This is a genomic window from Bacteroidota bacterium (genome assembly GCA_016713925.1).
Lineage (GTDB): Bacteria > Bacteroidota > Bacteroidia > AKYH767-A > OLB10 > JAJTFW01.
In genome coordinates this window covers 535657-562130 of sequence record JADJOH010000008.1, presented here as the reverse complement: position 1 = coordinate 562130, position 26474 = coordinate 535657, and the positions used below count along the sequence as shown (strand labels likewise).

Here is a 26474-nt window from a genome sequence, read left to right as displayed (position 1 = left end):
CAATTGCAAATATTGATTTGGGCATTGAAATTGGTCGATTTTAGGAGAAAATGTCTTGGGCTTCCGGCTGCCGGCTGCCGGCTGCCGGCTTTGGGATGAGGGCTACCGGCTGAGGTCGGAGCTGCTTGCTGCTTGTTTGTTTTTTGGTGTAGGGGAGGCTATTGTTGGATATTTGCTTCTTGCCGTTTACTTCTGGCTTTTTGCTTTTTTTGGAGGAAGAGAGGCTATATTGGTGTTGAGAATTGGATAAGAGGTTGAGGGCTTATGGTGGGGAGGTGCCGCTCCCATCGCGAGCAAAAATCTCTGTAAGGAGATGAAGCCTCGCGACTGCTTGCCGCTTGCTTCTGGCTGCTTGCTGGGTTTCACTTTTATTAAGAATCTGTTTATTTGAAGTAAATTAGCCGGTAGGTGAGAATTTTTTCCGGCAGCTCTCCTACTGGTGTTAAATGCTATGTTTATGGACAATGCTACCTTATAATCTTCTAATAGAAAGAAATTAAAAACTAATAAAGTGAACGAAAAAATTTACTAACGCATTTAATTGGTATTGGAATGAACAGCAACCTGGGCAATAAACTTCATACAAATAATGTTGCGAACTTTAAACACTTGTGAATAGAACGAACAGTAACACCTTCAAAAAGTGCGAAACAATTCTATACTACAAAAACATATGCAGACAATCAAACATTTTTTAATACTAATCGGCACACTATTACTTGCTAACTGCTCCACCCCTACAAAAGATGATACCTTGACTTCAGACAAAAAGGATCCCAAAGACTCTTGTTGTATTAACGACTCAGCAAACGCAGGAGGAACAGTTACTATGGTATCAGAAATTACTTGTCCTAAATGCGGATACAGAAAAATGGAGACAATGCCCACAGATGTTTGCGTAATAAAATATAATTGCGAAAAGTGTAATGCTGAAATGCGACCGAAAGACGGGAACTGTTGCGTTTTCTGCACGTACGGAACACATAAATGTCCATCAATGCAGTAAATGAAATTGAATCCAGCTTACAAACGTATCGGAAATGTTTCGCCCTACTGAAGCCTTATAAGATTTGCGGGTTTTTGAATTAAAGAGATTATATGCATGGAATTTATTATCTTTCACTTCGAACAACGCACAAGCAATTAAATGTATTCACTTGAAGTACCTAACTTTAATAACCGCAATCCTGTTTTCCTCTTCCGCCATCGGCCAGGACACCCTAACCCTGCAAGAAACATCCGAATTCAAACGACTTACAATTGGCGTCAATATTTCCCCTGATTATTGCTATCGGACTTTGAAAAATAATAATGGTAACTCTACCAGTGACATGATCATTGATTTGAGGGACGAGAGCGAAGGTCCGAAGTTGGGTTATACGGCAGGCTTAAATGCAGGCTACAACTTCTCGAAGAATTGGGGCGTTGAGATAGGTATTCAATATTCGAACAAGGGTTATGAATTCAAAAATTCTGCTTTGACGTTTGGGGATATGATTGATCCACGCTATGGTTTTATATACACTTCTAACGGAGCGGCGGCACCCACTTATGCGAAGATTGTTTATCATCATCATTATCTGGATGTCCCGGTAAGAGTGCTCTATCGTTTTGGGAAAAAGAGATTACATTTTGTTACGAGTGTTGGAATTACCACAAATATTTTACTCAATGCCACGATGACCAGTGTAGTCAAATACGGGAATGAAGATGCCAAACGGCAAACCTATGATCAGCCCTATGACTTCAATCCGTTCAACATTTCACCGACCATCAGTGTGGGTATCGATTATAAAATCAACAACAAAATAAATTTAAGAGCAGAACCCACCTTCCGCTATGGATTGCTTAAAATAACTGATACTCCGGTCACCGCCACTTTATGGAGCGCGGGATTGAATTTTAGTTGTTATTATTTGTTGAAGTAGATTTATAGTGAATCACCATAACAATGACAGACGAAATAAAAAAGGAACTTCTAAAACTTGAACTACAACAAGAAATAAAAATTTTGTTTGCTGTTGAAAGTGGTAGTCGAGCCTGGGGATTTGCTTCATCTGACAGTGACTGGGACGTAAGGTACATTTACATTCATAAACTCGACTGGTATTTAAAAATCGATGATAAGAAAGATAGTCAAGAGGAAATTCTACCAAATGACATTGACCTTGCCGGTTGGGAGTTAAAAAAGGCTTTACGACTTTTTAGAAAATCTAATCCACCCCTGTTAGAATGGCTAAGAAGTCCAATCGTTTACATGCAACAATATTCAACCGTTGATAAACTTCGTAGTTTGACAAAAGATTTTTTCAACCCTAAATCCTGCCTTCATCATTACCTTCATATGGCAGAAGGTAATTTCAAAGACTATTTACAAAGGGACAATGTACTTGTGAAAAAATACTTTTATGTATTACGACCCATACTTGCATGCGATTGGATCAAACAAACAAATTCAATGCCCCCTATGGAATTTCACCAACTCCTCGACAATCAAGTGAGTGATATGAACATCAAGACGGAAATCCAAAAGCTCTTGAAAAGAAAAATGGCAGGTGAAGAATTTAATGTAGAACCAAAAATCCAAATCCTTAACGACTTCCTTGAACAGAAAATTGAATTTTACAACAACTATGTCAAATCGATCGTTCAGAATACCCCACCGGATACCGCCAAACTTGACGAACTATTTAAAGAGACCATTTATGAAGCTTGGGAAAAGTAAGGCTGATGCAAACGCAGGCTACCTATACATGAAAAAAGAGATTGAAATACTTCGAACTGTCAAAAAAAAGCAAGCAGCCAGAAGCGAGCAGCTAGCAGCCCTAACGAAAAAAGCCGGCTGAACAGCCGGCTTTTTTCGTTCTATGCTTTTACATGTCCCCAGTTTTCACCGCTCTTGATACGGTATAACTGCATTTCGCTGATGTCGAAATGATCAGCGATTTGTTTCATGGTTTTTACACGCTTTTTGTCGTTGATCATTTGCTTGATTTTTTTCACGACGACATCTGTGAGCTTATGCCCTTTCTTACGGTTGACGGATCGATAGGCCAGGACGGCAGGACTTTTCTGCTGGTGCTTTTCCATATCTTCCTTGGTCGACCAACGCAGGTTGCGGACATGGTTGTCTTCTTTATTGTAATTCAGGTGAATGACAAACTCGTATTTTTCGCTTCTTTTCGGAATAAAAGCCTCGGCCACTAAACGGTGAATAAACAAGGTCATGTTCCGCCCTTCCGGTTTTAATTTTAAAGTCGGATAACCTCCCATAAGGGTTCCTTTCAAAAGATTACCATCCTGAATACTGGAGGTATAACTTACAAGTCGTCCGTGATCGGAAACGGCATATTCGCAGCGAAAAATACCCTTGCTGAAATTGATCACTTTCCATTTTTCATTTTTTAGAGGCTTAACCATTGGGTTGATTTTTAGGTAGGACTAAAATATAAAAATTTAGTATAGGGCATACGTTAGTTCAAATTATTGTGCGTTCGGTTAAAGTCTGATGTATTTCATTGAATATCTGTTACTTGTAAAATAAATAATCGATCTTTGCTGCTCCAAATCTGGCCCAAAATCAGCTGGCTGAATTAAAACGTGCTCCTAATCGGCTTATTTTCATGATTCTGCGAAGTCGATGATAGAAGGAATGGCAAAATCATCATATACCATTAAACCCGACTCCTCTTCTTTACTCCTTCCTCATCAGCAAGGAAAAAAATCTACTCTCATTTTAATGCAAAAGATGAGGGATTTCCCTTCCGGTTTTCCATTCCTCCGGCACTTATCCGGACGCTCCCCTTCTTCGACGAAGGGATAAGAAGCTAATTCTTGTAACTGCAAGCCTACACATCATTAAATCCTCCGTTCGTACCTGCTAATTCCATTTTCACCATCCGTGAGACTGCATTCATCAAAGGGAGATGACTAAAAAGTGGATGCGGCTCTATCTTGCCTTCAACAAAGAAAATACTATGAAGAAACACCAGCACAATCACAAAAGAATCTTCATTGCTGTGCTCATCCTCATATCAGTGATCTTCCTGATTGTAGGTCCGAGGGCGAAGGCGGATACGGCCGAGAAAGCGACTGCAAGCTATATCGTTCAGAACAACGTTCATATTGTAACTGTTATCAAATCAATACTCACCAACTAATTATGAAAAAACTAAGTCGTCGCATTTTGGAATTGACATCAAGCTTCATTGCTTTGCATCATGGAGCAAATCGCCATACTGGCATCGGGAAAGGGAAGCAACGCGGATCGTCTCTGCCAATACTTCAAACATCACCCATCCGCTCGCATACGCCTCATAGCATGCGACCGCGCAACGGCTGGGGTTTACGACATAGCCCGGGCGCACAAGGTCCCGGCCATCCATCTCACGAATGAACTCCGTAAGGACGAACAGGCATTACTGAAATTATTTCAGGATCAGGGCATCACCTTTATCGTGCTGGCGGGGTATCTGCGCCTCATTCCAAAAGCTATCGTTGACGCCTATCCGAAACGCATCATCAACCTCCACCCTGCACTCCTGCCTAAGTTCGGCGGTAAAGGAATGCATGGCATGCATGTACACGAAGCCGTTGCCGAAGCCCGTGAAACTGAAACCGGCATTACCATTCATTATGTGAATGAGCGGTATGATGAAGGGGATATCATCGCGCAGTTCAAAGTTGCATTGGAGAAATCCGACTCACCGCAACGCATAGCCGAAAAAATTGCAACACTGGAAGCGGAACATTTTCCGGAGGTGGTGGAGAAAACTATAGCATCTGCTATATAAAAAACAGTTTATATTGTTATTTAGCAACTCAGTAGTACTGCCTATTGGAAAAATCTGTTACTCTTCAAATCAATTATTGAATGAGACTATCATACTCTTCTGAAAGATTATTATAAACATAGTTCGCAGATAAATTTGTTAATTATTCCGCTTTAACAATTTTGACCCGGAAGGGTTTAGCTCCGGAAAATAATTTCAGCAAATAAACCCCCGGCAACAAATTCTCTGCACGAATCATCGCATTGTTTTCGGCTTCAATTCTTCCTTCTCCCACTTTCTTAAAAAGCATGTCATACATTTCATAATTCGTATTTGCTGAAAAAACACCATAAATCGGTCTCACTGTAAATTGATCTCTAAAAGGGTTGGGTGAAACTACTAGTTGTTCAGTCGATTCATTTTCTCCGATCCCAATTGAAAGCGTATCACAGGAACTTCCGATAACCGGACCTAAGGTATAATCAGGATTATTGGGTAAACCCAGATAGGTTCGGCACCCAGGGAGGTACACACTGAAAGGCTGATAATCACAAGACAGCCCGCCACTGTCGGGAGAATTAATAACACTCAGATGGGTGTTGTATATATTCCATGCTGTATCCGGATAGGGATAATTAAAACTCGTTCCATTGTTCCAGGCGATGGAGCGGTAAATACGATTATCGGGGGCTCTGCGAATAGTACTGGCAGGGGCTAGCGGGACATCTATAGAATCTAACAACACTTTGCTTTGCCAGGGTTGTGCGTTCTGCAAATCAAATTGAAACAAGTAGCTGGTCCAATCCGCCGTTGCAACATAAAGGTATCGCCCGCTACTGCTAAAATCCACGCTCCAAAATCGCTCCTTCAAATCCGTGGAACCAATATTGTTTCTAATATATCTGTGATTACTTAATAATCCGGTACAACGATCAAAGTCAAATAATTCGATGACACTCCGAATACTTATTCCTGCTAAAACAGTTCCACCGGGATTCATCGCAAATCGATAAAAGCCGGACTCAATAAAAGCTCCCAATGGTTGACCCGCAGTAATTGTAATACCATTTGGAGTTACAAGTAATGTTTGTATCGTATCACTTTGAAAATCGGAATGCTTATAAATTAACCACCAGTCACGACCATTCCCATGTTTTATTGCCATCAAGCCATCATTTATTGGATTAGGGTATAGTAAAATATTTTTTTGAGTTACGGCTCCTAACCCACCATTCTGACTTAAATCCACCTTTGAATACCGCAATCCCGGATTCGTGGTTGATGTAACCCCTGCTGTAAATATATAAAATTCATTAGCATTTCCCGGATCAGGAAGGATCACCATTTCATGATACCATCCTGACGACATTAAATTTAAACCGTTTTGCATTACTGAACCGATCTTATTAAAGATGACGCCAAATTGATTAGATGAACCTGAAACATACGTATTATAATCCGGAGAAGAAGAATAAAATAATAAATTACCACTTGCATCTGAAATGGAAGCACAGGTACCACGTGCATTTACAGAAGTGATATAGTTTGAATCAATACCTGCGCTATTGAATTTTATTCCACAACTATCTCCAAACGCCCAGTTCAAATTGGTGAACTGGGCATTCGAAGAATAGCATGAAAATAATATGCAACAAATTACATATTTAAACAACTTCATTTTGCAAGTATCCATTTTCCGGTTTTATAACACTTACCCGATGTGACCCGATAAAACCCAATTTGGGAATATGCTGATAAATCAACGCAACGATTCTACACTCTTCAAATAAAAGCTTAATCGTAAATTACCTGATGGGGAGGTAGATTGGTTTTTCATTGGGATTAAAATTAAGTGAAATCAAATTTACTCTTTTCTTTCTAACACTTCAATAAAATATTTACTTCAATGAAAATAAAAATATATTTCTCGAACTATTTGCAACGATAATTAATTTATCATCGTCTTAACAAAATTAATTGTAAACCAAAAATCATCTGCAAAAAAATTAATTCTCAATTCTTAATTCTAAATTCTAAATTTGTCTAACGGCCGGCAGGTTCTTTTTCCGGCATCATCTCCCTCACCGTTTCCATAATGGCTTTCGCATCAAAATTACACTCTCTGTAAAGTTCTTTTTGCTCTCCGTGTTCAATCCATTTGTCCGGAATACCAAGTCTGGTGATTTGCGCCTGATAATGATTGTCAATCATAAATTCAGCGACTGCACTTCCAAATCCGCCCTGAATACAGCCGTCTTCCACTGTAATGATGGATTTAAATTCGCTGAAAATTTCATGGAGTAATGCACTATCGAGTGGTTTCACAAAACGCATATCAAAGTGCGCCGGATAAAGTCCTTCTTCCGCAAGTTTATCACATGCTTCTACAGCGAAATTTCCGGGATGTCCGATGGTGAGAATGGCCACCTTCTCTCCCCCACGAATCTTTCTTCCCTTGCCTACCGGAATAGCTTCAAAGGGTTTTCTCCAATCGACCATGACACCATTTCCTCTCGGATAACGAATAGAGAACGGACCCATGCCCGCATGAGAAGCGGTATACATCAGGTTGCGTAATTCCTGCTCGTTCATTGGGGCAGAGACCACCATATTGGGAATACATCTGAAGAAAGCCAGATCAAAGGCTCCGTGATGTGTAGGTCCATCCGCACCCGCTAATCCTCCTCTGTCGAGACAAAAAACCACGTGCAAATTCTGCAAGGCCACATCGTGCACCACCTGATCATAGGCGCGCTGCATGAAACTGGAGTAGATATTACAAAACGGAATCATACCCTGAGTAGCCATCCCTGCCGAAAAAGTGACAGCATGTTGCTCGGCAATACCCACGTCGAATGCACGATCGGGAAGTGCCTTCATCATGATATTGAGCGAACACCCTGACGGCATCGCGGGAGTAATCCCCACAATCTTATTATTCATCTCCGCCAACTCCACAATGGTATGTCCGAAGACATCCTGATATTTTGGAGGCTGGGGTTTTTCTACTGTCGGCTTTACAATCTCGCCGGTAATTTTATCAAAGAGTCCGGGCGCATGCCATTTGGTCTGATCCTTCTCGGCCAACTCGTAGCCCTTCCCTTTCACCGTTAAACAATGCAAAATTTTAGGTCCGGGAATTTCTTTTAAATCGTTCAGCACTTTCGCCAGGTGATTCACATCGTGTCCGTCGATAGGTCCGAAATACCTGAACTTTAGCGACTCAAACATATTGCTCTGCTTGAGCAAGGCGCTCTTCATGGCATTTTCTACTTTCTGAGCGATCGCTTGCGCATTGGGTCCAAACTTGGAAATAACTCCGAGCATCTTCCACACCTCGTCCTTCATTTTATTGTAGGTACGGCTCACGGTGATGTCGGTGAGATATTCTTTCAGAGCGCCCACATTGGGGTCAATACTCATGCAATTGTCATTGAGAACGACAAGAATATTGGAATCCTCCACGCCGCCATGGTTGAGGCCTTCAAACGCCAATCCTGCTGTCATGGCACCATCGCCGATCACGGCAATATGCTGACGTTTTTTATCGCCTTTCAAGCGGGAAGCCACTGCCATACCCAAGGCCGCAGAAATGGAAGTTGAGCTATGACCAACACCAAAAGTATCGTACTCACTCTCCGAACGCTTCGGAAAACCACTGATGCCCTGATAAATACGGTTGGTATGAAAAAGACTCCTTCTGCCGGTCAGAATTTTATGCCCGTAAGCCTGATGACCGACATCCCAAACAATCTGATCCTGAGGGGTATTAAAAATATAGTGCAGGGCCACTGTCAGCTCTACCACGCCCAGACTTGCACCAAAATGTCCGCCGTTAACCGAAACAATATCAATGATATACTGCCGCAATTCCTTGCAAACCAACTCCAATTGATCTTCGGAAAGTTTCCTAAGATCGGAAGGAAGTACTATTTTATCGAGTAATGGTCCGGCTTGTACCTGTTGCATGGGCATCGGGGGAATGGTCACAAAGTTAAGGAATTGTAAGGGAACGGCTCAACTCTTTCTTTATGATATGGAGTTGAAGGAATTAACAAATCTTTAGGAAAATAGTTTTAGTGACTAAATTCTATCTTTGACCATGAACCTGAATACCGCACTTTTTTGGGATACCGACCCTCAAAAACTTGATTATGACAAGCATGCCCGATATATTATTTCAAGGGTTGTTATGTTTGGGAGATGGTTGGAATGGAAGGAAGTTTTGAATTATTATGGTCGGGACCGCATTGCTGAAGAAATGAAAAATGAACGGGAATTGGATATTAAGTCGGTGCATTTCCTAAGTCTGGTTTTGAATGTTCCTTTAAATGAATTCAAATGCTATATCAACAAACCCTAGCACCGGAAACTTTGAGTTTATTGGAAAAACTGTCTTCCATTCAAGAGCTCAATAATTTCACTTTAGCAGGAGGTACGGCTTTATCACTGCAAATTGGTCATCGGATTTCATACGATTTGGATTTTTTTTTGCAAGGCGACTTGTCCAATGAAATGATTCTGCAGGCTATTGAAAATACAGGAAAAATTGAAATAGTTTCTCAATCTCCACGCATTCTGGTATTGCTAATTAATAATATTAAAGTGGATTTCATCAGGCATCCTTATCCTTCGATACAATCCCCTACACTAGAACAAAACCTCCGGCTTTCCGGTTTGAAAGATATTGCTGCCATGAAATTGCATGCAATTGCCGGAAGAGGAAGAAGAAGAGATTTCGTTGATTTATTTTTTCTCCTGAAAAGATTTAGTCTGAAAGAAATCATCGCATTTTATTCACGAAGGTTCTTTGATGGAAATGAGCTGATGGTCGTGCGGAGTTTGAGTTTTTTTGATGATGCGGAATCAGATCCTGATGTCGTTTATGTTTCTGAAACTGTTTCCTGGGATGAAATAAAGCATAGCATTCATAAGGCAATAACTTCCTTATAAATTGATTTTCTCTTTTACTTGGAAATTCGCCTTGATTCCATGCTCAAAAACGCTTTCCTTTGCAGGGCTGAAAAAGCGATGGCTATATCTGCTAAACGCTTTTATTTCAGGAAATTAGATTATGGAACATACTGCAGTTAGAGATTTACTTGACGCTTCATCCATCGGAAAAAACGCCATTGCCAAGGGCTGGGTGCGGACAAAACGGGGAAATAAGAATGTGGCTTTTATCGCACTCAACGATGGAAGCACAATTCACAATTTACAATTGGTGATAGACCCTAACGCTTTTAGTGAGGAGTTGTTAAAGTCTATCAGTACCGGGGCATGTATCCGTGCGAAAGGAGCATTGGTGGAGTCGAAAGGTTCAGGACAGGCGACAGAGATGCAGGTGGAAGAATTGCTGGTGTATGGTGAAGCAGATCCGGAAACCTATCCGCTACAGAAGAAAGGTCATACCCTCGAGTTCTTGCGCGAAATTGCTCACCTGCGTCCACGGACAAATACGTTCGGTGCGGTATTTAGGATTCGCCACCACTTAGCATTTGCCATTCATAAATATTTCAACCACCGCGGCTTCTTCTACCTCCACTCGCCTATCATCACCGGTTCCGATGCAGAGGGTGCAGGAGAGATGTTTCATGTGACGAATTTTGATCTCAACGCTCCTCCACGTACTCCCGAAGGAGCTATCGACTACGCCCAGGACTTCTTCGGAAAGGAAACCAACCTCACTGTTTCCGGACAATTAGAGGGAGAACTCGGAGCGATGGCATTGGGAAAAGTGTACACTTTCGGACCGACATTCAGAGCGGAAAATTCCAATACACCGCGACATCTCGCCGAATTCTGGATGATAGAACCGGAGATGGCTTTCCACGAGATTCAGGACAATATGGATCTTGCAGAGGACATGCTGAAATATCTTGTCAAATATGCACTGGAGCATTGCAAAGACGATATTGAGTTTTTGAATAATATGTATGATAAGGAATTGCTAGGACGCTTATCGTCGGTGGTGGAAAAACCATTTACGCGATTGACCTATACTGATGCCATTTCTATACTCGAGCCAAAAAGTAAGGATTTTGAATTTAAAGTTGATTGGGGCACGGACTTACAAAAGGAACATGAAAATTACTTAGTCGAACATTTTAAAGGACCTGTTATTCTCACTGATTACCCGAAGCATATCAAAGCATTTTACATGAAGCAGAATGACGATGGTAAAACGGTGCGCGCGATGGATGTCCTGTTTCCATGGATCGGAGAAATCATTGGCGGTTCACAGCGGGAAGAAAATTACGATAAACTTTTAGCGCGTGTCAAGGAGATGGGCATTCATGAGGAAAGTTTATGGTGGTATTTGGAGACGAGGAAGTTTGGAACATGTCCGCATGCAGGGTTTGGTCTCGGCTTTGAGCGATTGGTCCTTTTTGTGACGGGGATGCAGAATATCAGGGATGTGATTCCTTTTCCGAGGACGCCGAAGAACGCGGAATTCTAATTACGAAAAACGAAATACGAAATACGAAAATTTCGAAAATACGAAATGCGAAACCTGTCGGCAGGGAAGTACGTAAATTTCGAAAATACGAAATATGAGGAAGCTTGCTTCACATCGCGAGCAACGCCTCGTGACGAAAGTGTGATGATGTGAAATGAACTGATGTGAAATGAACTGATGTGAGATGTGAAGGAGTAAAATGCGAAAACTGAATGCTGGCAGGCGGAGATCTCGTTACTTCGTCCCGAAACAAGTACAGCGGATTCATCGGATTTGCGCAGATCAGCTCAATCCGGATCATCCGTGTTCTCATTTACAGCCACTTTGTATGGTTTTACTGAAATTCCATCCATTTTCCATCTTCTTTATCTAATTTCGAAGTCAGAAAATTATGCAACGATTAGGATTACATCAGAAGTTACTACAGAAGCTATCTCCGCAACAGATTCAGCTCATGAAGTTGTTGCAAGTGCCTACAGCCGCGCTCGAACAACGCATTAAGGAAGAATTGGAAATCAATCCTGCTCTGGAAGAAGGGAGTCCCGACGATATTGCAGAAGAGGAAGTACAGCAAGAGGACGATGCGGAAGATGAATTCAACGAAGTAGATGAAGATAGCGGCGAGAAAGAAGAACGCAACGAAAGTCCCGAAGAAGCGGAGGCAGATGCCTTGCAGGAAGCAATACGCAATGAAGATGTAGATATAGCGGATTATATTGTGGACGATGATGTTCCCTATTATAAACTGAATGCCAATAATTCTTCTGCCGATGATGAACGGCCGGAGACACCGATCACTGTCAGCGTTTCTTACCAGGACAATATGCTCGCCACACTGAGTATGTTACCTTTCGATGATCATCATTACATGCTGGCGCAACATCTTATCGGAAGTTTAGATGATGATGGATATTTACGCCGTGAGCTGGAAGCCATAGTAGATGATCTCGCCTTCACGCAAAATATTCAAACGACGGTTGTAGAACTGGAAGATACATTAAAGCTCATTCAGACGCTGGATCCTCCCGGTATTGCCGCACGTGATTTGCGGGAATGTCTGATGTTGCAGTTGGAAAGAAAGCACCACGACCAGGCTCCTAACGATGTGGCTTACCGCATTCTGAAAGAATACATGGAAGAGTTCTCGAAGAAGCACTATGAGAAAATTCAAAAAGGTTTATCCTTAGATGACGAAGAGCTGAAAGAAGCCATTCACGAAATACTATTGTTGAATCCTCGTCCGGGCGGAGGTTCCGCGGAAGATACACGCACGAGTCAGCAGATCATTCCGGATTTTATTCTTACGGTGAGCGACAATCAACTGGACTTAACACTCAACTCGAAAAACGATCCTGATCTGCGTATCAGTCGTTCCTTTCAGGAGATGCTTTCCTCCTATTCCAAGGACAAAAAAAATAAAGATCTCAAAGAAGCCGTCACTTTCATCAAATCAAAAATCGACGCCGCCAAATGGTTCATTGATGCCATCAAACAGCGACAACATACCTTGCTCAGCACCATGACAGCCATCATGAATTTCCAGAAAGACTATTTCATGCAAGGCGATGAAACGGAACTGAAGCCGATGATTCTAAAAGATATTGCCGACATGGTGGGGTTGGATATTTCTACTGTTTCCAGAGTAGCCAACAGCAAATATGTCGAAACACCTTATGGCACCTTCTTATTAAAATCCTTCTTCTCGGAAGGTCTGCAAACCGATACCGGTGAAGAAGCATCCAGCAGAGAAATAAAAAAGATTCTCACTGATCATATCGGCAATGAAGATAAAAAACATCCATTGCCCGATGAAAAATTAGCCGAGATTCTGAATAAAGCAGGATATAATATTGCGAGAAGAACGGTGGCGAAATATAGAGAGCAATTGAATATACCTGTTGCACGGCTGAGAAAAGAAGTTTAGTCAACTTGAAAATTTGAAGATGTGCTAATTTGAAGATGGGATGATCGATGATGGGATGATCGATGATGGGATGATCGATGATGGGATGATCGATGATGGGATGATCGATGATGGGATGATTTGAAGATCTCCCTGACGGGAGACAGGTTTGAAGATGGGTTAATCTCCCTGGCGGGAGACAGGTTTGAAGATGTGTTGATCTCCATGGCGGGAGACAGGTTTGACTTTTCCTGGAATTAATATGTAACCCGATTCACTTAGATCAAACAATAAGCGAGTTCCATGTTTTTCCGAAAGCAGTCCAAGCCGTTTGGCCTCTCTCTTCACAATATAAAATTCAAAGGTCTATTTTTTTTAATTTGTTGCACTTTCATAATGCTCTGCCCAAAAATCGCACCCCCCTTCGACTTAACCTTTGTGCTAAAATTGTTGAAAACTTTAATCAAGGATTCTTAACGGTTCACGTAAAATGATACTACTTTTAAGTGATTTTTCTTTAGGCGAGTCATCACCGCTCTAGGGAAAACCGTTTTACAACTTATCTGGCTTAACTGATAGGGAATATTTACATTAAAATTATTACTCCTTTATACATCATTCCAATGGAAAGCGAATACAATTTTACTAAGCGGCAATTACAAGTCCTCCGTGAAATAAGTAAAGGAAAACAGCGAAAAACAATTGCCAGTAAACTTAAAATTTCTATTTATACAGTGGATGATCACATCCACAATTTGCATGTTAAAACCAAAACGCACCTATGGGGCGAGTTGATCGTTTTTGCAAAAGATTATATTAGTAAATAACTTTTCCATTGCTAAAAGCAGTTACTTATAACCACCCAACAAGTTACGTAGTTACAAGTCACGATTGTTAAACTGAAATTTAGTTTTCAATTTTGCTATATAATTATTGGTGCTTAGGAAAAGCATATAAAGAAAATTGTCTTGATTTAAAAATATTTAAACATTTATTAATATAAATATTACCTACCTTGCTTTTTAAAATTTAAAGCCATGAAAAGAACTATCTTATCATTCCTGACAATGACTATCGTATCCTTTTGCTTTTCTTCTGTAAAAGCCCAGTTTAATCTTGTCCCAAATCCGTCATTTGAAGTTTTTGATACTTGCCCGTTTGGGGGAGATCAAGTTCGTTTTGCAATTCCTTGGATTGATCCTTTATATCCGAGCACACCCGATTATATGAATGCATGCGATTCAGCACCAAGCCCAGTAGGTGTTCCTGATAATAGTTTTGGTTTTGAATATGCAAACACAGGAAATGGTTATGCATTGATTATTACTTATGCAACTAATCAAACAAATCCCCTACATAATCATTGGAGAGAATATGTTGAAACCGAACTTTCGGATACCCTTATTGCGGGTGTTGATTACTGTATTCGCTTTTATGTAAGTTCTGTTGATTCTGTTAAATATGTTTCAAATGATTTGGGCATATTTTTTTCAAATGTAAAAATTCAGGATACGTGTCCGGGACAACTACCGTGTAACCTTTCATATATTCCGCAATTTGAAAATTCTTCAAACAATAATTTAAATAGTGATAACGGATGGACTTTAGTATCTGGCAATTATATAGCAATAGGCGGAGAAAAATTTATTGTAATTGGTAATTTTAAAGATAGTGCATCTACAGTTGCAACATATAAGGGTTATGGTCAATGGAACTATGCATCCTATTACGTTGACGATATTTTAATTTCACCATGCGATTCTCTAACGGAAGTTAATGAAGTTGACTCTAATCATGAGGAATTTATTGTTTTCCCTAATCCTTCAAATGGAACCTACATTTTAAAAACGAATAAATTATATATTGAACACATAAATATTTTTGATGCAACTGGCAGGCTTGTTACCGATATTTATAGAAGAACAAATGAAGCCATATTTATTGATCTTGAAAAGCATCCAACTGGAATATATGTTTTAGAAATATTCACAAATAGCAAATTAATCAAATTAAAATTAATCAAATACTAATACTTAAAGACCATGAAACAGAAATTTATAGTCATTAACATTGCTGTTTTAATTATTTTTAATTCCACTATTCCATTCGTATCAGCACAGGAATGGGTAAACACTACGGGTACAACTAATTCATGGCATCAGCCTGAATATAATAATTTTCCTGATGTTGAAAGTATTGGCATAGGCGACTTCATTACTGGAGGCTTTCAACCTCGATCCGCATTTGAGATTAACACAAATCTTTATTTCGGTCCTAATGCAAATCCATCCTACACGAATTTAGGAGAAGTTTTCAGAACCAATTGCCCAGAAGATATGTCAACATATTGGCGCTTGTGGCGCGTACAAAATGGAAACGATACGGAATATGGAAGCATTTACAGTTTGAGTCGCAATGATGATTACACTAATACACAAACCGGTGTAGGAACGCACTTTTACTTACAATCTTCAGCTATTGATGATGAAACAGGGGCATGGGGTGATATTCGATTCAATACCGGCACTGGTGGAACCAATCTTGCTAATAATTTTTCACAACCTCGTATGCGTATTCTGGGCAATAATGGCAATGTAGGTGTTGGAGATTATGATGCATTTCTGCCTAACTACCAATTGCATCAGCATGTAAACAATGATGGTGGAACATTTCACCAGTTTACCATTCCTATAACCGGAATACTTGCAACTGATGGTTTTAGGATGGGTATTGATGCAAACGCAAACGGAGAATTTAACTTGATGAACAACACCGTTGATATGCACTTTTTAACCAACACTACTGCACGTGCCACAATTCTTGGCGCAAACGGTTTTATAGGAATTGGTGATTACACCACCTTTACACCTCGCAGTTTATTGCATCAACATGATAACAGTAATGCAAATGTATTCCATCAATTTACAAACGGAAACACGGGCAGCGGAAACAATTTCAGCGGATTCAGAATGGGAATTGAATTTATAGTAGGGGCTAATCGTTCTGATGTTTGGTTTAGAAACTGGCAAAACAACGGGCAATTCAATTTTGCATCAAATGATAATAATGGTACGCAACTAAGACGAATTCAACTACAAAACCAAGTATATCTCGCAAACGAAGTTACACGTATGAAAATTATTGAAAATGATCTTTACAATGCCCCTTATTCTGCTAATCCTCCCGTCTCACTGCTGCATCTAGGACATCATTGGGTTCCAAATGCAGGCGGACATCGCTTATGGATGGATGTCGGAAGTTATACGTGTGCCCGTAGTGACCAATTATATACAGGCATGAAAGAAGCAACTAATAGCGCTAATTTTCCATGGACTCCTAATATGGATGCTGTAATTAACTGGGGAGACAACATACAAGGACAGGAAGGAGCAGACAATTTAAGAGTTATACTTACGACTCCTCAAGCTGCTGCTAATGGAGATGCCGGTACAGTAGAAGGACTTGAAGTAATGCGGTTTACTCCTCTTGCAAGAGTGGGAATTGGCAATTTTGATGCAGTTAATGGCTCTGCTCTACCCCCTTCGCGCAGATTAGAAATTTATGATGAGAATGTACAGAATAGTAATTTCCCTTTAGCACTTCAATTTGGTCCCGCTCCGCAGCTAAGACTTACTTTTATCCCAAACGCAAATGTAGCTCTTGGGATTAATACAGATTTCCAAACCACCGGATTGGGTAATCTGATAGTTACACCGCAAAATGCTGGTGTAGTTGCAAATGCAGGAATTGGAAATTTTAATATCATTGGAGTTGAACCGGCACGAAGATTAGAACTGCTTGATCAAGCGCAAAATAATCCACAGCTACGATTAACATTTACACCCAATACTAATCCGGCGTTGGGTATCTGGACAGATTTTCAAACCATGAACAATGGCGACATGCACATTAATAATTCAAACAATAGCAATGCGGCAATGGTAGGAATCAATAATGGTACAGGTGTATTGACGCGTACATTAGATGTGAACGGCAATTTACGAATTCGGACACTACCTACTGCCCCTTTTAATGCAAATGGTTCAGCCACCATAAATAAATTTTTAGTTTCAAATGGAAACGGAGAAGTTTTCTGGCGCGATGATATTGGAAACGGAACTGGCGATATAACCGCATGCAACACATTGTCGAATGCAGATGTAAATTTTGTTTCTAAATGGAGTTCTTACAGTCCTAACCAGATTTGCTCGACAATTGCCTTTGATGATGGCTCTCGATTTGGTATTAACACCAATGTAGCAAATCCTGCCCAACCATTATTTTATACTTTTCAAAATGCAGGAAGGGCGTTGTTTACAAAAACTACCAATATACCTTCTGCTTCCCTACCCACTTATAATACAAACAACTATTCCTTAGGTGTAATGTCAGACGCAAATCAGGCGTTTGTGATTTACAATGATCATCCTACATTTACAGACAGGTTCAGGATGTTCATGACAAGTCACACAGATGCCAATTCTCCTAATCATGCATTTATAAATACAGTAAGCATGCCCTCAGGTGATAACTCGCCCTTAGTTATTTCAGGTATAGGAGGATTGAATTCAAATCAGGAATATTTCGCAACCAACCCCGTCAATGGAAACACGGTCATAAAAAACACGTTTTCAACTACAGGTTCAAATGTCTCTTTATGGTTCAGAGCAAAATTATATGTAGAAGATGACGGCTCCCAAAACTGCCAAATGGCAAGTGCAATTTGGGGCAATAACAACGGGGCTTGTACGTCTTCATGGCATCCACAAATAGGTGTTCATGGAAGCAGCACTGCTGTACGGACATTAGCTGCGTCTGAAAATATAGGTGGGCTTTTTGAAGCAGAGGGAAACAATTCAGGTAACATTGCAGTTAGAGGAAATGCAGATTTTACTCATGCCAACTCAACAAATGTCGGGGGTGATTTTACTGCTTCTCTAGGTTTAGTTAATTATGCTGTCAGAGGTACTACTCCACAAGTAGGCACTTCTTGTAATACCACTTCATGCGCTAATGCAGCAGGATATTTCCAAGGTGATTTAGCTTACACAGGAATCGAATATGCTGTGTCTGATTCTATTCTGAAGGACAGCATTATTCCACTACCTACTATGGACAGTTTAATAAACACTATAACAGCTTATTCTTTTACTTATGATAATACTAATTACCCGTATTTAAATATGGCTTATGGAGAACATTATGGATTCATTGCTCAACAAGTTGCTGCCGTATTTCCCAACATGGTAAAACAATTTGTTCATCAGGCAGAATATGATACTTCCGGGAACCTTATCACACCAGAGTTATCTTATAAGGCTCTGAATTATAATGAATTTATTCCTATCCTGTGGAACCAAAACAAGAACCTTAAAGACACTCTTGATACATTAAAAAACAGATTGGCGATCTTAGAACAACTTGTTGCTTCTTGTTGTAATTTACTTATTACCAATCCAAGTCAAACTGGTTCCATTAATTCAATCAAGGGGAGTATTGAACTCGAAAATTTAAAATCTATTCAACTTGAACAGAACGACCCCAACCCTTTTGGCGAAAACAGCATGGTTCGTTGGTCAATTCCAACCGATTTCAAAGATGCAAATATTCTATTTTTTGATAATTCTGGTAGTCAAATTAATACATTTAAGATTGATCAACAAGGTTACGGAGAAGTGCAAGTATTTGGCAGCAAGCTTTCCTCAGGTGTATACACATACACATTAGTTGTTGACGGAAAGATAATTGACTCAAAGAAAATGATTAAAGCCAAATAGTAAAAAATAATTGAACCTCCCCGCGGCTTGCTGTGGTGATCTCACGCCCACAACCTCAACACACACTAATAGATAAATCATTGGAAAGTAGCGGGTAATTTAACTCTCAGAGATACTTTTAAATTCAAAAAAACATCTATCAATGGCACTTCCCAGTCAAACCACAATAAAAAAATCCTAAACTCCAGCCGGCCATTCCAATCAACGTATAAATCCATTCATCACATCACCACATCAAAAACCCATTCATCATAACATCTTCAAATCAACCCATCGCGAAGCTTCGCGATCAAATCTTCATATCAAAAAGTGCTATCCGTAGCTAAATAATTATTCCCATCAAAAATCATGAACAAAGCGACACATTTTATCTCGATACTGTTTCATCCCCTATTTATGCCTCTCTACGCAACGTGGCTCTTGTTGCACAGCGGTAGTTATTTAAGTTATGCCGTTCATCCCAAGTTACAGCAATTCCTCTACATCGTAGTATTCATCAGTACGTATTTGTTACCGGCTGCAATAACCTGGATCATGTGGCAAAAGGGATGGATTACGAACATGGAAATGGAAGAACGAAAGGAACGACACTTGCCCTATCTTCTTACATTGAGTTGCTACATCGCCGGCATTTATCTTTTATTCAGTCTGCCGATACCCCGCATGTTTGCATTGACGATCATGGGCGCGAGTTTGGCTATACTCACATCCTTCCTCATCAACCTTCGCTGGAAAATCAGCATTCACATGATTGGCATTGGCGGGATGATGGGATTGTTTTATGGTTTCGGGAGATACTTTCATCTGGAGTCCCTTAATGTCCTCATGCTCATTGCAGCCATCGCGGGTGTTGTTGCCTTCGCCCGCCTTCATAGCAGTACACATACCAGCACTCAGGTCTACGCAGGATTCATCACCGGTTTCGCAGTGGAGTTTGGGTTTGTGTTTTTTATTACGAATTATTTGATTGGTGCATGATTAAAACTTCCTCTACCAAATACAATAAATAAATCAACTTGTTTTCTACAATATTTCGCACGATCACACTTTCGCTTTTCATGCATACACCCTTTGGCATTTAAACAACCGCTCCCACATTACGTACTTTCGTCTCAACGTGGTATTCCCAAAGGAAAAAAGACCTGCTCCCACTTCTCTATTTCGAACATTCGCGCATTCGCCTACTCGTACATTCGTACAGTCGCACAGTCGTACAGTCGCATATTCGTACAGTCGCATATTCGTACTTTCGTGCCTTCGCGGATTCGCCCTTTCGTCGCGAGGCGTTGCTCGCGATGGAAAGCAAGCTACCTCATATTTCGTATTTCGTATTTTCGCAAAATTTCGTATTTCGTTGTCCCCCTTTAGATTTTAGTATAACCAATTGTTAAAGACCAATTTCTTCTCACCCAGGATTTCCGTTGCTACCGTCTTTTATTTATTTTTGCTCCCATGAGTCACAATTTCTCCGAACAGGAAGTCCTTCGCCGCCAGAGCCTTGAGGAGCTCTATAAACTGGGTATCAACCCTTATCCGGCTGAATTATACCCGATCAATACCAATTCCATCGCTATTCACGAGGGCTTTGAGAAGAATCCTGACGCTTTTAAGGAAGTGGTGATTGCAGGACGTATCATGAGCCGTCGTATTATGGGCAATGCCTCATTTGCGGAGTTGCAGGATGCCGGTGGACGGATTCAGGTGTATATCCGAAGAGATGATGTTTGTCCCGGAGAAGACAAGGCGCTTTACAATACTGTATTTAAAAAACTGATTGATACCGGTGATATTATCGGGGTGAAAGGCTATGTCTTCAAAACGCAAACCGGAGAGATTTCTGTGCATGTGGTTGAATTCTCCTTGCTGACAAAATCATTGCGTCCCTTGCCAGTGGTGAAGGAAAAAGACGGAGAGGTGTTTGACGCGTTCAGTGATGCCGAGCAGCGCTATCGTCAGCGTTATGTAGATCTGATTGTGAATCCGCACGTCCGTGAAACATTTGTTCAGCGCACCAAACTGGTGAACAGCATACGACACTATCTGGGCGGCAACGGTTATCTGGAAGTGGAGACGCCCATCTTGCAGCCCTTGTATGGTGGAGCAGCGGCCCGTCCATTCAAGACGCACCACAATACCCTGGACATGACCTTGTACCTGCGTATCGCGAACGAACTTTATCTGAAGCGATTAATCGTAGGCGGCTATGAAGGTGTTTTTGAATTTGCCAAAGACTTCCGCAACGAAGGGATGTCGAGGTTTCATAATCCTGAATTTACACAGGTGGAATTATATGTGGCCTACAAAGATTATTACTGGATGATGGAACTCGTGGAGGAGATGGTAGAGAAAGTGGCGATGGATCTTCACGGCACCACCGAAGTTCGGGTAGGCGATAACGTTATTAACTTCAAACGTCCGTGGAAACGGTACACTATGTATGAGGCTATTCAACATTTTACCGGAGTAGATATTACAGAAATGACTGAAGCGGAAATGCGGGCTGCGGCTGTGAAACTCGGTGTGGAGGTAGATGATACCATGGGACGCGGTAAACTGATCGATGAAATTTTTGGTACGCACTGTGAGCATAAACTGATACAACCTACTTTTATCACCGACTATCCGGTAGAGATGAGTCCGCTGGCGAAGAAACACCGCAGCAAGGAAGGTCTCGTGGAACGCTTCGAAGCCATCTGCAACGGCAAGGAAATCTGCAACGCCTTCTCGGAGCTGAATGATCCTATTGACCAGCGGGCGCGCTTTGAAGAGCAGTTAGAATTGGGGAAACGCGGTGATGAAGAAGCGATGCAACTGGATGAAGACTTTTTACGAGCCATCGAATACGGTATGCCACCCACGGCCGGTCTCGGTATCGGCATCGACCGTCTCAGCATGATCATGACCAATTCGGCTTCCATACAGGATGTGTTGTTCTTCCCGCAGATGCGTCCGGAAGCAGCGATCTCCTCTTTCGAGCATGAGACGGCTCACCTGGAGGGCATTCCTGCTCCCTGGGACGATGTACTTCGCAAAATGGGCATACAAACCCGGGATCAGCTCAAGGCGGTCAATGCCAATAAGCTCTTCAATGACCTGGGAGGAATGCGGAAGAAACTCAAACTCGAAGCCAGCATGCCAAGTATCGATGAGGTACGGACGTGGGTAGCAGGTTGATTGACTGGCTCTTTGTCACGTTGATCATAGTTTAAACAACTCCTTTATACCCTGGAAATTTTCCGCAATGATATAACCATGAAGCAGAATCGAGAAAAGCGAAACGCTTCATGGTATACCTAAATCCTTTGGTTAAATATGACTCGTATCGGACACAAAATTCCCGAAACGGGCTTCTTTTACACTATTTTTGCACTTGCAATTAAAACTTATGATGAATTACAACTTACAGATGCGCTTACCGCTATCGGTAATAGCCCTCCTCTTCTCGTTGAACGGTTTTGCTCAACTGGACTCTGCCAGGGTGCACCCTCTTATTAAACAACATATCTCCACCTTAGCCTCTGATGAATTCGGCGGCCGTGAGCCGGGTACTAAGGGAGAAGAGTTGGCGCGCAATTATATTATTAAGGAATTTAAAGCAATTGGCTTAAGTCCGAAGGGAGAAAATGGCTTCCTGCAACCTTTCAACTTCACGAAAAGTCTCCAGGTGGGTCCGAAATCAAAACTGATTGTTGGAACTACTCCTCTAAGTGCCGGTCATGCATTTTACCCTCTACCTTATTCTGCGAATGCTGCTGCGAAAGGTCAGGGGATTAAAGTGGGGTATGGTATTAATGCTCCTAAGTTAGGTCATAATGATTATACCAGTGATTTCCTGAGAGGGATCGATCTCAAAGGCAAAATTTTTATTATTGATGCCGCTACTCCTGATAAAGACGGACCTCATTCAAAGTTTGCTGAGTTTGCTGATCTGAGATCAAGGATTGATACCGCGATTAAGTATGGTGCTGCAGGTGTATTGTTTTACACTTCCGATAAAGAAATGAAGGAGCCCACACTCAATGCCAAGATGAGAATTACTCCATGCGCTATTCCTGTGCTTTATATGGTCAGGGCAAAATCAGCGATTCTAAATGGCACCGCACCTGTTCAAATGGATATGGTAGCGGAAATCATCAAAGAAGAAGCCACCGGTAATAATGTGATGGGGTATCTCGACAACAAAGCAGCAACAACAATTGTTATCGGCGCACATTACGATCACCTGGGACATGGCGGAGACGAATCCCTTTATCGTGGAGAACCGGCAGTGCACAATGGCGCTGACGATAATGCCAGCGGTGTGGCAGGTGTGATTGAGTTAGCGCGCTATATCAAGGAAAAGGGTCCGAAGAACAACAATTACCTTTTCATGGCGTTTTCGGGAGAGGAAAAGGGCTTATTAGGCTCCGGACATTTCACCAAAAAATCTACCATTGATCTTGAAAAAGTCAACTACATGTTGAACATGGATATGATCGGACGTTTGAAACCGGAAGAGCCGACCTTGATAGTAAGTGGTGTGGGCACTTCTGATGCCTGGAAAATCACCATGGATTTTATCAAACCGTCCGGCATGAAAATCAAAACCACCGAATCGGGTGTTGGCCCCTCTGACCATACATCCTTTTACCTGAAGAACATTCCGGTATTGCATTTCTTTAGCGGCACCCACAATGATTATCATAAACCTTCCGATGACGAAGCCTTGATCAATTATAAAGGCGAGCTGGATATTTTAAATTACATGATTACCCTGATTGATAAATTGGATGATAAAGGAAAAATATCATTTATAAAAACAAAAGAAGAGCAGAACGAAGATGCCCCCCGATTTAAAGTCACCCTCGGTGTTGTTCCTGATTATGCTTTTGAAGGAGAGGGAATGCGCATCGATGGGGTCAGCGATGGAAAGCCTGCTGCCAAAGCCGGATTGCTTGCCGGGGATATTGTAAAACAAATTGGCGATCATAAAGTCCTCGACATGATGAGTTATATGAAAGCATTGGGAAAGTTCAATAAAGGTGAAAAAGCAACGGTTACGCTCCTCAGAGGAAAGGAAGAAAAGAAAATCGATGTGGAATTTTAATTGAATTCTTGATGATTCACATTCCATCATTCATACAAAGCAGGGCGGTCATTCACTTCCCTGCTTTGCGATTTTTATGGATGATCCTTTTTGTATTCTTATTTTCTTTTAACACATTCGCTCAACAGTACATCACCATCAATGGCAAGGCGATGGATGAAGATCATCCTGCTTTTTTACTGGAGCAGGTAATGGTCATTAACCTCCGCACGCAGCAGGGAATTTTCGGAAACGCCGACAATAGCTTCAGCATTTCGATTGAAAAAAACGACACGCTGGTTATAACGGCATTGGGTTACCGATCTGATAAGATCTGTTTCCGTGATTCTGTTCTTAAGGATTTCTATACCATCATCGTCCCTTTAAAAAAGATCAGCATCACGTTGAAAGAAGCCACCATCTTTATCCCCCGCGACCTCAGCCGCATTGAAGAAGATATTAAGAAACTGGGCTATAGTTCAAAAGATTATCGTCTCAGCGGAGTGGACGCCTGGCAGAGTCCGATTACTGCCTTGTATCAGGAATTCAGCCGTAAAGAAAGAAGCAAGCGCAGAGTGGCCGAACTCATGAATGAAGACCGGCGCAGAGATTTGCTGCGTGAAATTTTGGCCAACTACAGCAGGGCGGGATTAATCGAAATGAAGTACAATGAATACAATGCCTTTATTGATTACCTCGGACTAAGCGAATTTTTGATGAAGTCGCTCACACAATATGAGCTTGCGGTGTATATCAAAGAGAAGTATTATAATTATATGGAGCAATAAGAAGCCGGTCTTATTTTTACCGGATCTGATTTTCATTCCATCATTTCTGCAAACAATCCACCTCCATTTTCCATTGCTACTGTCGAAAAAAGAAAGTGTTACTATCGCTTATAAATTTTTTCCATCTGACAACTCCCCGTCTTCTTACATGGTCAAGCGCCGAGGAACTTTGACAAGGCTTCCCATCCCGGCATACGATCTGCAATTAGTCCTGACTTCCGCAGAAAAAAACAGTTGATTTTAAAAGTAATACTAATTCAATCTGTTGCAGCAAATTAACGGGTGTTTTAGGGTGTCCTAAGGGTGATAAAACATAACTGAGAAGTCTTGAGATTTAGAAGCCCTGTAGGGGCGGTATCTCTGTAAAATAAGAATCACATCTTCTCCCACCTATGCCGGCAGCCGACCTTAGGTCGGCTGCCGGCGGTTAAAAGGATAGGGGAGTTTGTCGGTTACAGAGATACCGCCCCTACAGGGCTTATATGGAAGAAATATCCATCTCCGTTCTGAGGTTATTTCTTTTTCTGTCTTCTGCAAAAACTACTCTGAAGATAGTCAAAATACTCTTCGAATTTTAATTTAGGATGTCCCAATGCGGAAGTCAGGAATTATTAATACTATAATGATTCCCCGGTCTTTTCCTCTTTAGAAACTCCTTTCACTCCAAGAAACATAGACAAGGCCTCCCATCCGGGCATACGATCTGCAATTAGTTTTAAAATGGCTGCGAAAGGAATAAAAAGTATCATTCCGGAAGCCCCCCAAATAATACCTCCCACCACAATAACAATCAATGTTGCCAGTGTATTCAATTCAAGCCGCTGACCCACAGCCCAGGGAAAAATGATATTGGCTTCAAGGTATTGCACAAACGTAAACAGAAAGATTACGCCCAACGGATACCAGATAACACCATAAGTGATCCAGGCATAGGTGATAGGCATAATTCCGGCGACAATGATACCTACATACGGAATAAAAGTCATAACGGCAGTGATATAACCAAACAAAAAAGGATACGGAATTCCCATCAGCCATAGACCGATAGAATTCAAAGTTCCCACAATTATATATACCAATGCCATTCCCTTAATAAACTTAAAATAGGTTCTGATGGCGAGATGTATGACTTCTGTTACCCGGTTTCTTTGTTTATCCGGTAGCAGGAGATATAGCATTTCTACCAGGCGTCTCCGATAGTGCAAAATGAGAAATGCATAAATCGGAATGAGTAATAGCATGGCGAGATTAACCATCAATGATTGAAGTGTTGTACCTATTCCACCTGTGGATGAACCCATGACATTATCCACAGCACTTTGCAGCCATAGCATCATTTCCTCATTTGTCAGACCAAACTTTTCTGATAAATATTGCTCTATGGCCAGTAAAAGCTCATTCAATTTTTCTCGAATCTGCGGCCACTCAGAAAAAATTGACTGTAACTGCCATCCAAAAATCAAAATAAGTACTGCAATGAATACAGTAATCAAAACAAGTCCGATTAATATAGATAAATTGCGCTCCACTCCCTTTTTCTCCATTGTATGACATACAGGGTACAGCACGATGCTTATAAACAAAGCATAAGCCAATGGAATAAACAATGAACTTCCCAGCCTAAGCAATACTCCGGTAAAAAGTAAAGCTCCGGTAAAATAGAAGTAAGATGCAAAAGAAGCAGAGATCGGTTTACCGGAATTCATAGA

21 protein-coding genes are annotated in these 26474 nt (G+C 41.2%); 17 read left to right on the top strand and 4 right to left on the bottom strand.

Annotated features, from left to right (window positions below; all coding sequences use genetic code 11):
• Positions 1 to 55: 55 nt before the first annotated feature.
• The 3 genes from IPJ86_16505 (at position 56) to IPJ86_16495 (ending at position 2725) form a co-directional block, all read left to right on the top strand.
• Complete coding sequence (locus IPJ86_16505) at positions 56 to 250, top strand: hypothetical protein (protein MBK7888823.1); 195 nt, start codon at positions 56 to 58, stop codon at positions 248 to 250.
• A gap of 907 nt (positions 251 to 1157) precedes the next feature.
• Positions 1158 to 1928, top strand: a complete 771-nt coding sequence (locus IPJ86_16500; GenBank protein ID MBK7888822.1) for a PorT family protein — start codon at positions 1158 to 1160, stop codon at positions 1926 to 1928.
• Positions 1929 to 1951: 23 nt separating this feature from the next.
• The gene (locus IPJ86_16495; protein MBK7888821.1) at positions 1952 to 2725 is read left to right on the top strand and encodes a nucleotidyltransferase domain-containing protein; all 774 of its coding nucleotides are present in this window, start codon (positions 1952 to 1954) and stop codon (positions 2723 to 2725) included.
• A gap of 140 nt (positions 2726 to 2865) precedes the next feature.
• Here IPJ86_16495 and IPJ86_16490 read toward each other — a convergent pair whose 3' ends face one another.
• Positions 2866 to 3420 carry an HNH endonuclease gene (locus IPJ86_16490; protein MBK7888820.1) on the bottom strand — a complete coding sequence of 185 codons (555 nt, stop codon included), beginning with the start codon at positions 3418 to 3420 and terminating at the stop codon, positions 2866 to 2868.
• Positions 3421 to 3652: 232 nt separating this feature from the next.
• Between IPJ86_16490 and IPJ86_16485 the strand changes: the two genes are divergently transcribed.
• The 3 genes from IPJ86_16485 to IPJ86_16475 all read left to right on the top strand — a co-directional run bounded on the left by IPJ86_16485 (position 3653) and on the right by IPJ86_16475 (position 4793).
• Positions 3653 to 3823, top strand: coding sequence for a hypothetical protein (locus IPJ86_16485; GenBank protein MBK7888819.1), 171 nt, complete (start codon positions 3653 to 3655; stop codon positions 3821 to 3823).
• Positions 3824 to 3926: 103 nt separating this feature from the next.
• On the top strand, positions 3927 to 4160 hold the full coding sequence (locus IPJ86_16480) for a hypothetical protein (protein ID MBK7888818.1): 234 nt from the start codon (positions 3927 to 3929) through the stop codon (positions 4158 to 4160).
• A 60-nt stretch (positions 4161 to 4220) separates the two neighbouring features.
• On the top strand, positions 4221 to 4793 hold the full coding sequence (locus IPJ86_16475) for a phosphoribosylglycinamide formyltransferase (GenBank protein ID MBK7888817.1): 573 nt from the start codon (positions 4221 to 4223) through the stop codon (positions 4791 to 4793).
• A 142-nt stretch (positions 4794 to 4935) separates the two neighbouring features.
• On the opposite strand, the gene IPJ86_16470 is transcribed toward IPJ86_16475, so the two are convergent.
• Positions 4936 to 6450 carry a T9SS type A sorting domain-containing protein gene (locus tag IPJ86_16470; GenBank protein MBK7888816.1) on the bottom strand — a complete coding sequence of 505 codons (1515 nt, stop codon included), beginning with the start codon at positions 6448 to 6450 and terminating at the stop codon, positions 4936 to 4938.
• A 365-nt stretch (positions 6451 to 6815) separates the two neighbouring features.
• Positions 6816 to 8741, bottom strand: a complete 1926-nt coding sequence (locus IPJ86_16465; GenBank protein ID MBK7888815.1) for a 1-deoxy-D-xylulose-5-phosphate synthase — start codon at positions 8739 to 8741, stop codon at positions 6816 to 6818.
• A gap of 133 nt (positions 8742 to 8874) precedes the next feature.
• Between IPJ86_16465 and IPJ86_16460 the strand changes: the two genes are divergently transcribed.
• The 11 genes from IPJ86_16460 to IPJ86_16410 all read left to right on the top strand — a co-directional run bounded on the left by IPJ86_16460 (position 8875) and on the right by IPJ86_16410 (position 24765).
• Complete coding sequence (locus IPJ86_16460) at positions 8875 to 9135, top strand: hypothetical protein (GenBank protein ID MBK7888814.1); 261 nt, start codon at positions 8875 to 8877, stop codon at positions 9133 to 9135.
• A gap of 20 nt (positions 9136 to 9155) precedes the next feature.
• Complete coding sequence (locus IPJ86_16455) at positions 9156 to 9725, top strand: nucleotidyl transferase AbiEii/AbiGii toxin family protein (GenBank protein MBK7888813.1); 570 nt, start codon at positions 9156 to 9158, stop codon at positions 9723 to 9725.
• A gap of 121 nt (positions 9726 to 9846) precedes the next feature.
• A complete protein-coding gene (gene asnS, locus IPJ86_16450) occupies positions 9847 to 11232 on the top strand; it encodes an asparagine--tRNA ligase (GenBank protein ID MBK7888812.1) in 1386 nt (461 codons plus the stop codon).
• 391 nt (positions 11233 to 11623) lie between these two features.
• The gene (gene rpoN, locus IPJ86_16445; GenBank protein MBK7888811.1) at positions 11624 to 13156 is read left to right on the top strand and encodes an RNA polymerase factor sigma-54; all 1533 of its coding nucleotides are present in this window, start codon (positions 11624 to 11626) and stop codon (positions 13154 to 13156) included.
• A gap of 602 nt (positions 13157 to 13758) precedes the next feature.
• Positions 13759 to 13962: a response regulator transcription factor gene (locus IPJ86_16440; GenBank protein ID MBK7888810.1), complete on the top strand. Its 204-nt coding sequence runs from the start codon at positions 13759 to 13761 to the stop codon at positions 13960 to 13962.
• Between the two features lie 210 nt (positions 13963 to 14172).
• Positions 14173 to 15165, top strand: coding sequence for a T9SS type A sorting domain-containing protein (locus IPJ86_16435; GenBank protein ID MBK7888809.1), 993 nt, complete (start codon positions 14173 to 14175; stop codon positions 15163 to 15165).
• 12 nt (positions 15166 to 15177) lie between these two features.
• Positions 15178 to 18912 (top strand): tail fiber domain-containing protein, encoded by a 3735-nt coding sequence (locus IPJ86_16430; GenBank protein MBK7888808.1) that lies wholly within the window; start codon positions 15178 to 15180, stop codon positions 18910 to 18912.
• A 348-nt stretch (positions 18913 to 19260) separates the two neighbouring features.
• On the top strand, positions 19261 to 19890 hold the full coding sequence (locus tag IPJ86_16425; GenBank protein MBK7888807.1) for a hypothetical protein: 630 nt from the start codon (positions 19261 to 19263) through the stop codon (positions 19888 to 19890).
• A 474-nt stretch (positions 19891 to 20364) separates the two neighbouring features.
• Complete coding sequence (lysS, locus tag IPJ86_16420) at positions 20365 to 22086, top strand: lysine--tRNA ligase (GenBank protein ID MBK7888806.1); 1722 nt, start codon at positions 20365 to 20367, stop codon at positions 22084 to 22086.
• Positions 22087 to 22912: 826 nt separating this feature from the next.
• Positions 22913 to 23998 (top strand): M20/M25/M40 family metallo-hydrolase, encoded by a 1086-nt coding sequence (locus IPJ86_16415; GenBank protein MBK7888805.1) that lies wholly within the window; start codon positions 22913 to 22915, stop codon positions 23996 to 23998.
• Between the two features lie 11 nt (positions 23999 to 24009).
• Positions 24010 to 24765 (top strand): hypothetical protein, encoded by a 756-nt coding sequence (locus IPJ86_16410; GenBank protein MBK7888804.1) that lies wholly within the window; start codon positions 24010 to 24012, stop codon positions 24763 to 24765.
• A 617-nt stretch (positions 24766 to 25382) separates the two neighbouring features.
• Here IPJ86_16410 and IPJ86_16405 read toward each other — a convergent pair.
• On the bottom strand, positions 25383 to 26471 hold the full coding sequence (locus IPJ86_16405) for an AI-2E family transporter (GenBank protein ID MBK7888803.1): 1089 nt from the start codon (positions 26469 to 26471) through the stop codon (positions 25383 to 25385).
• Between the last annotated feature and the right edge of the window lie 3 nt (positions 26472 to 26474).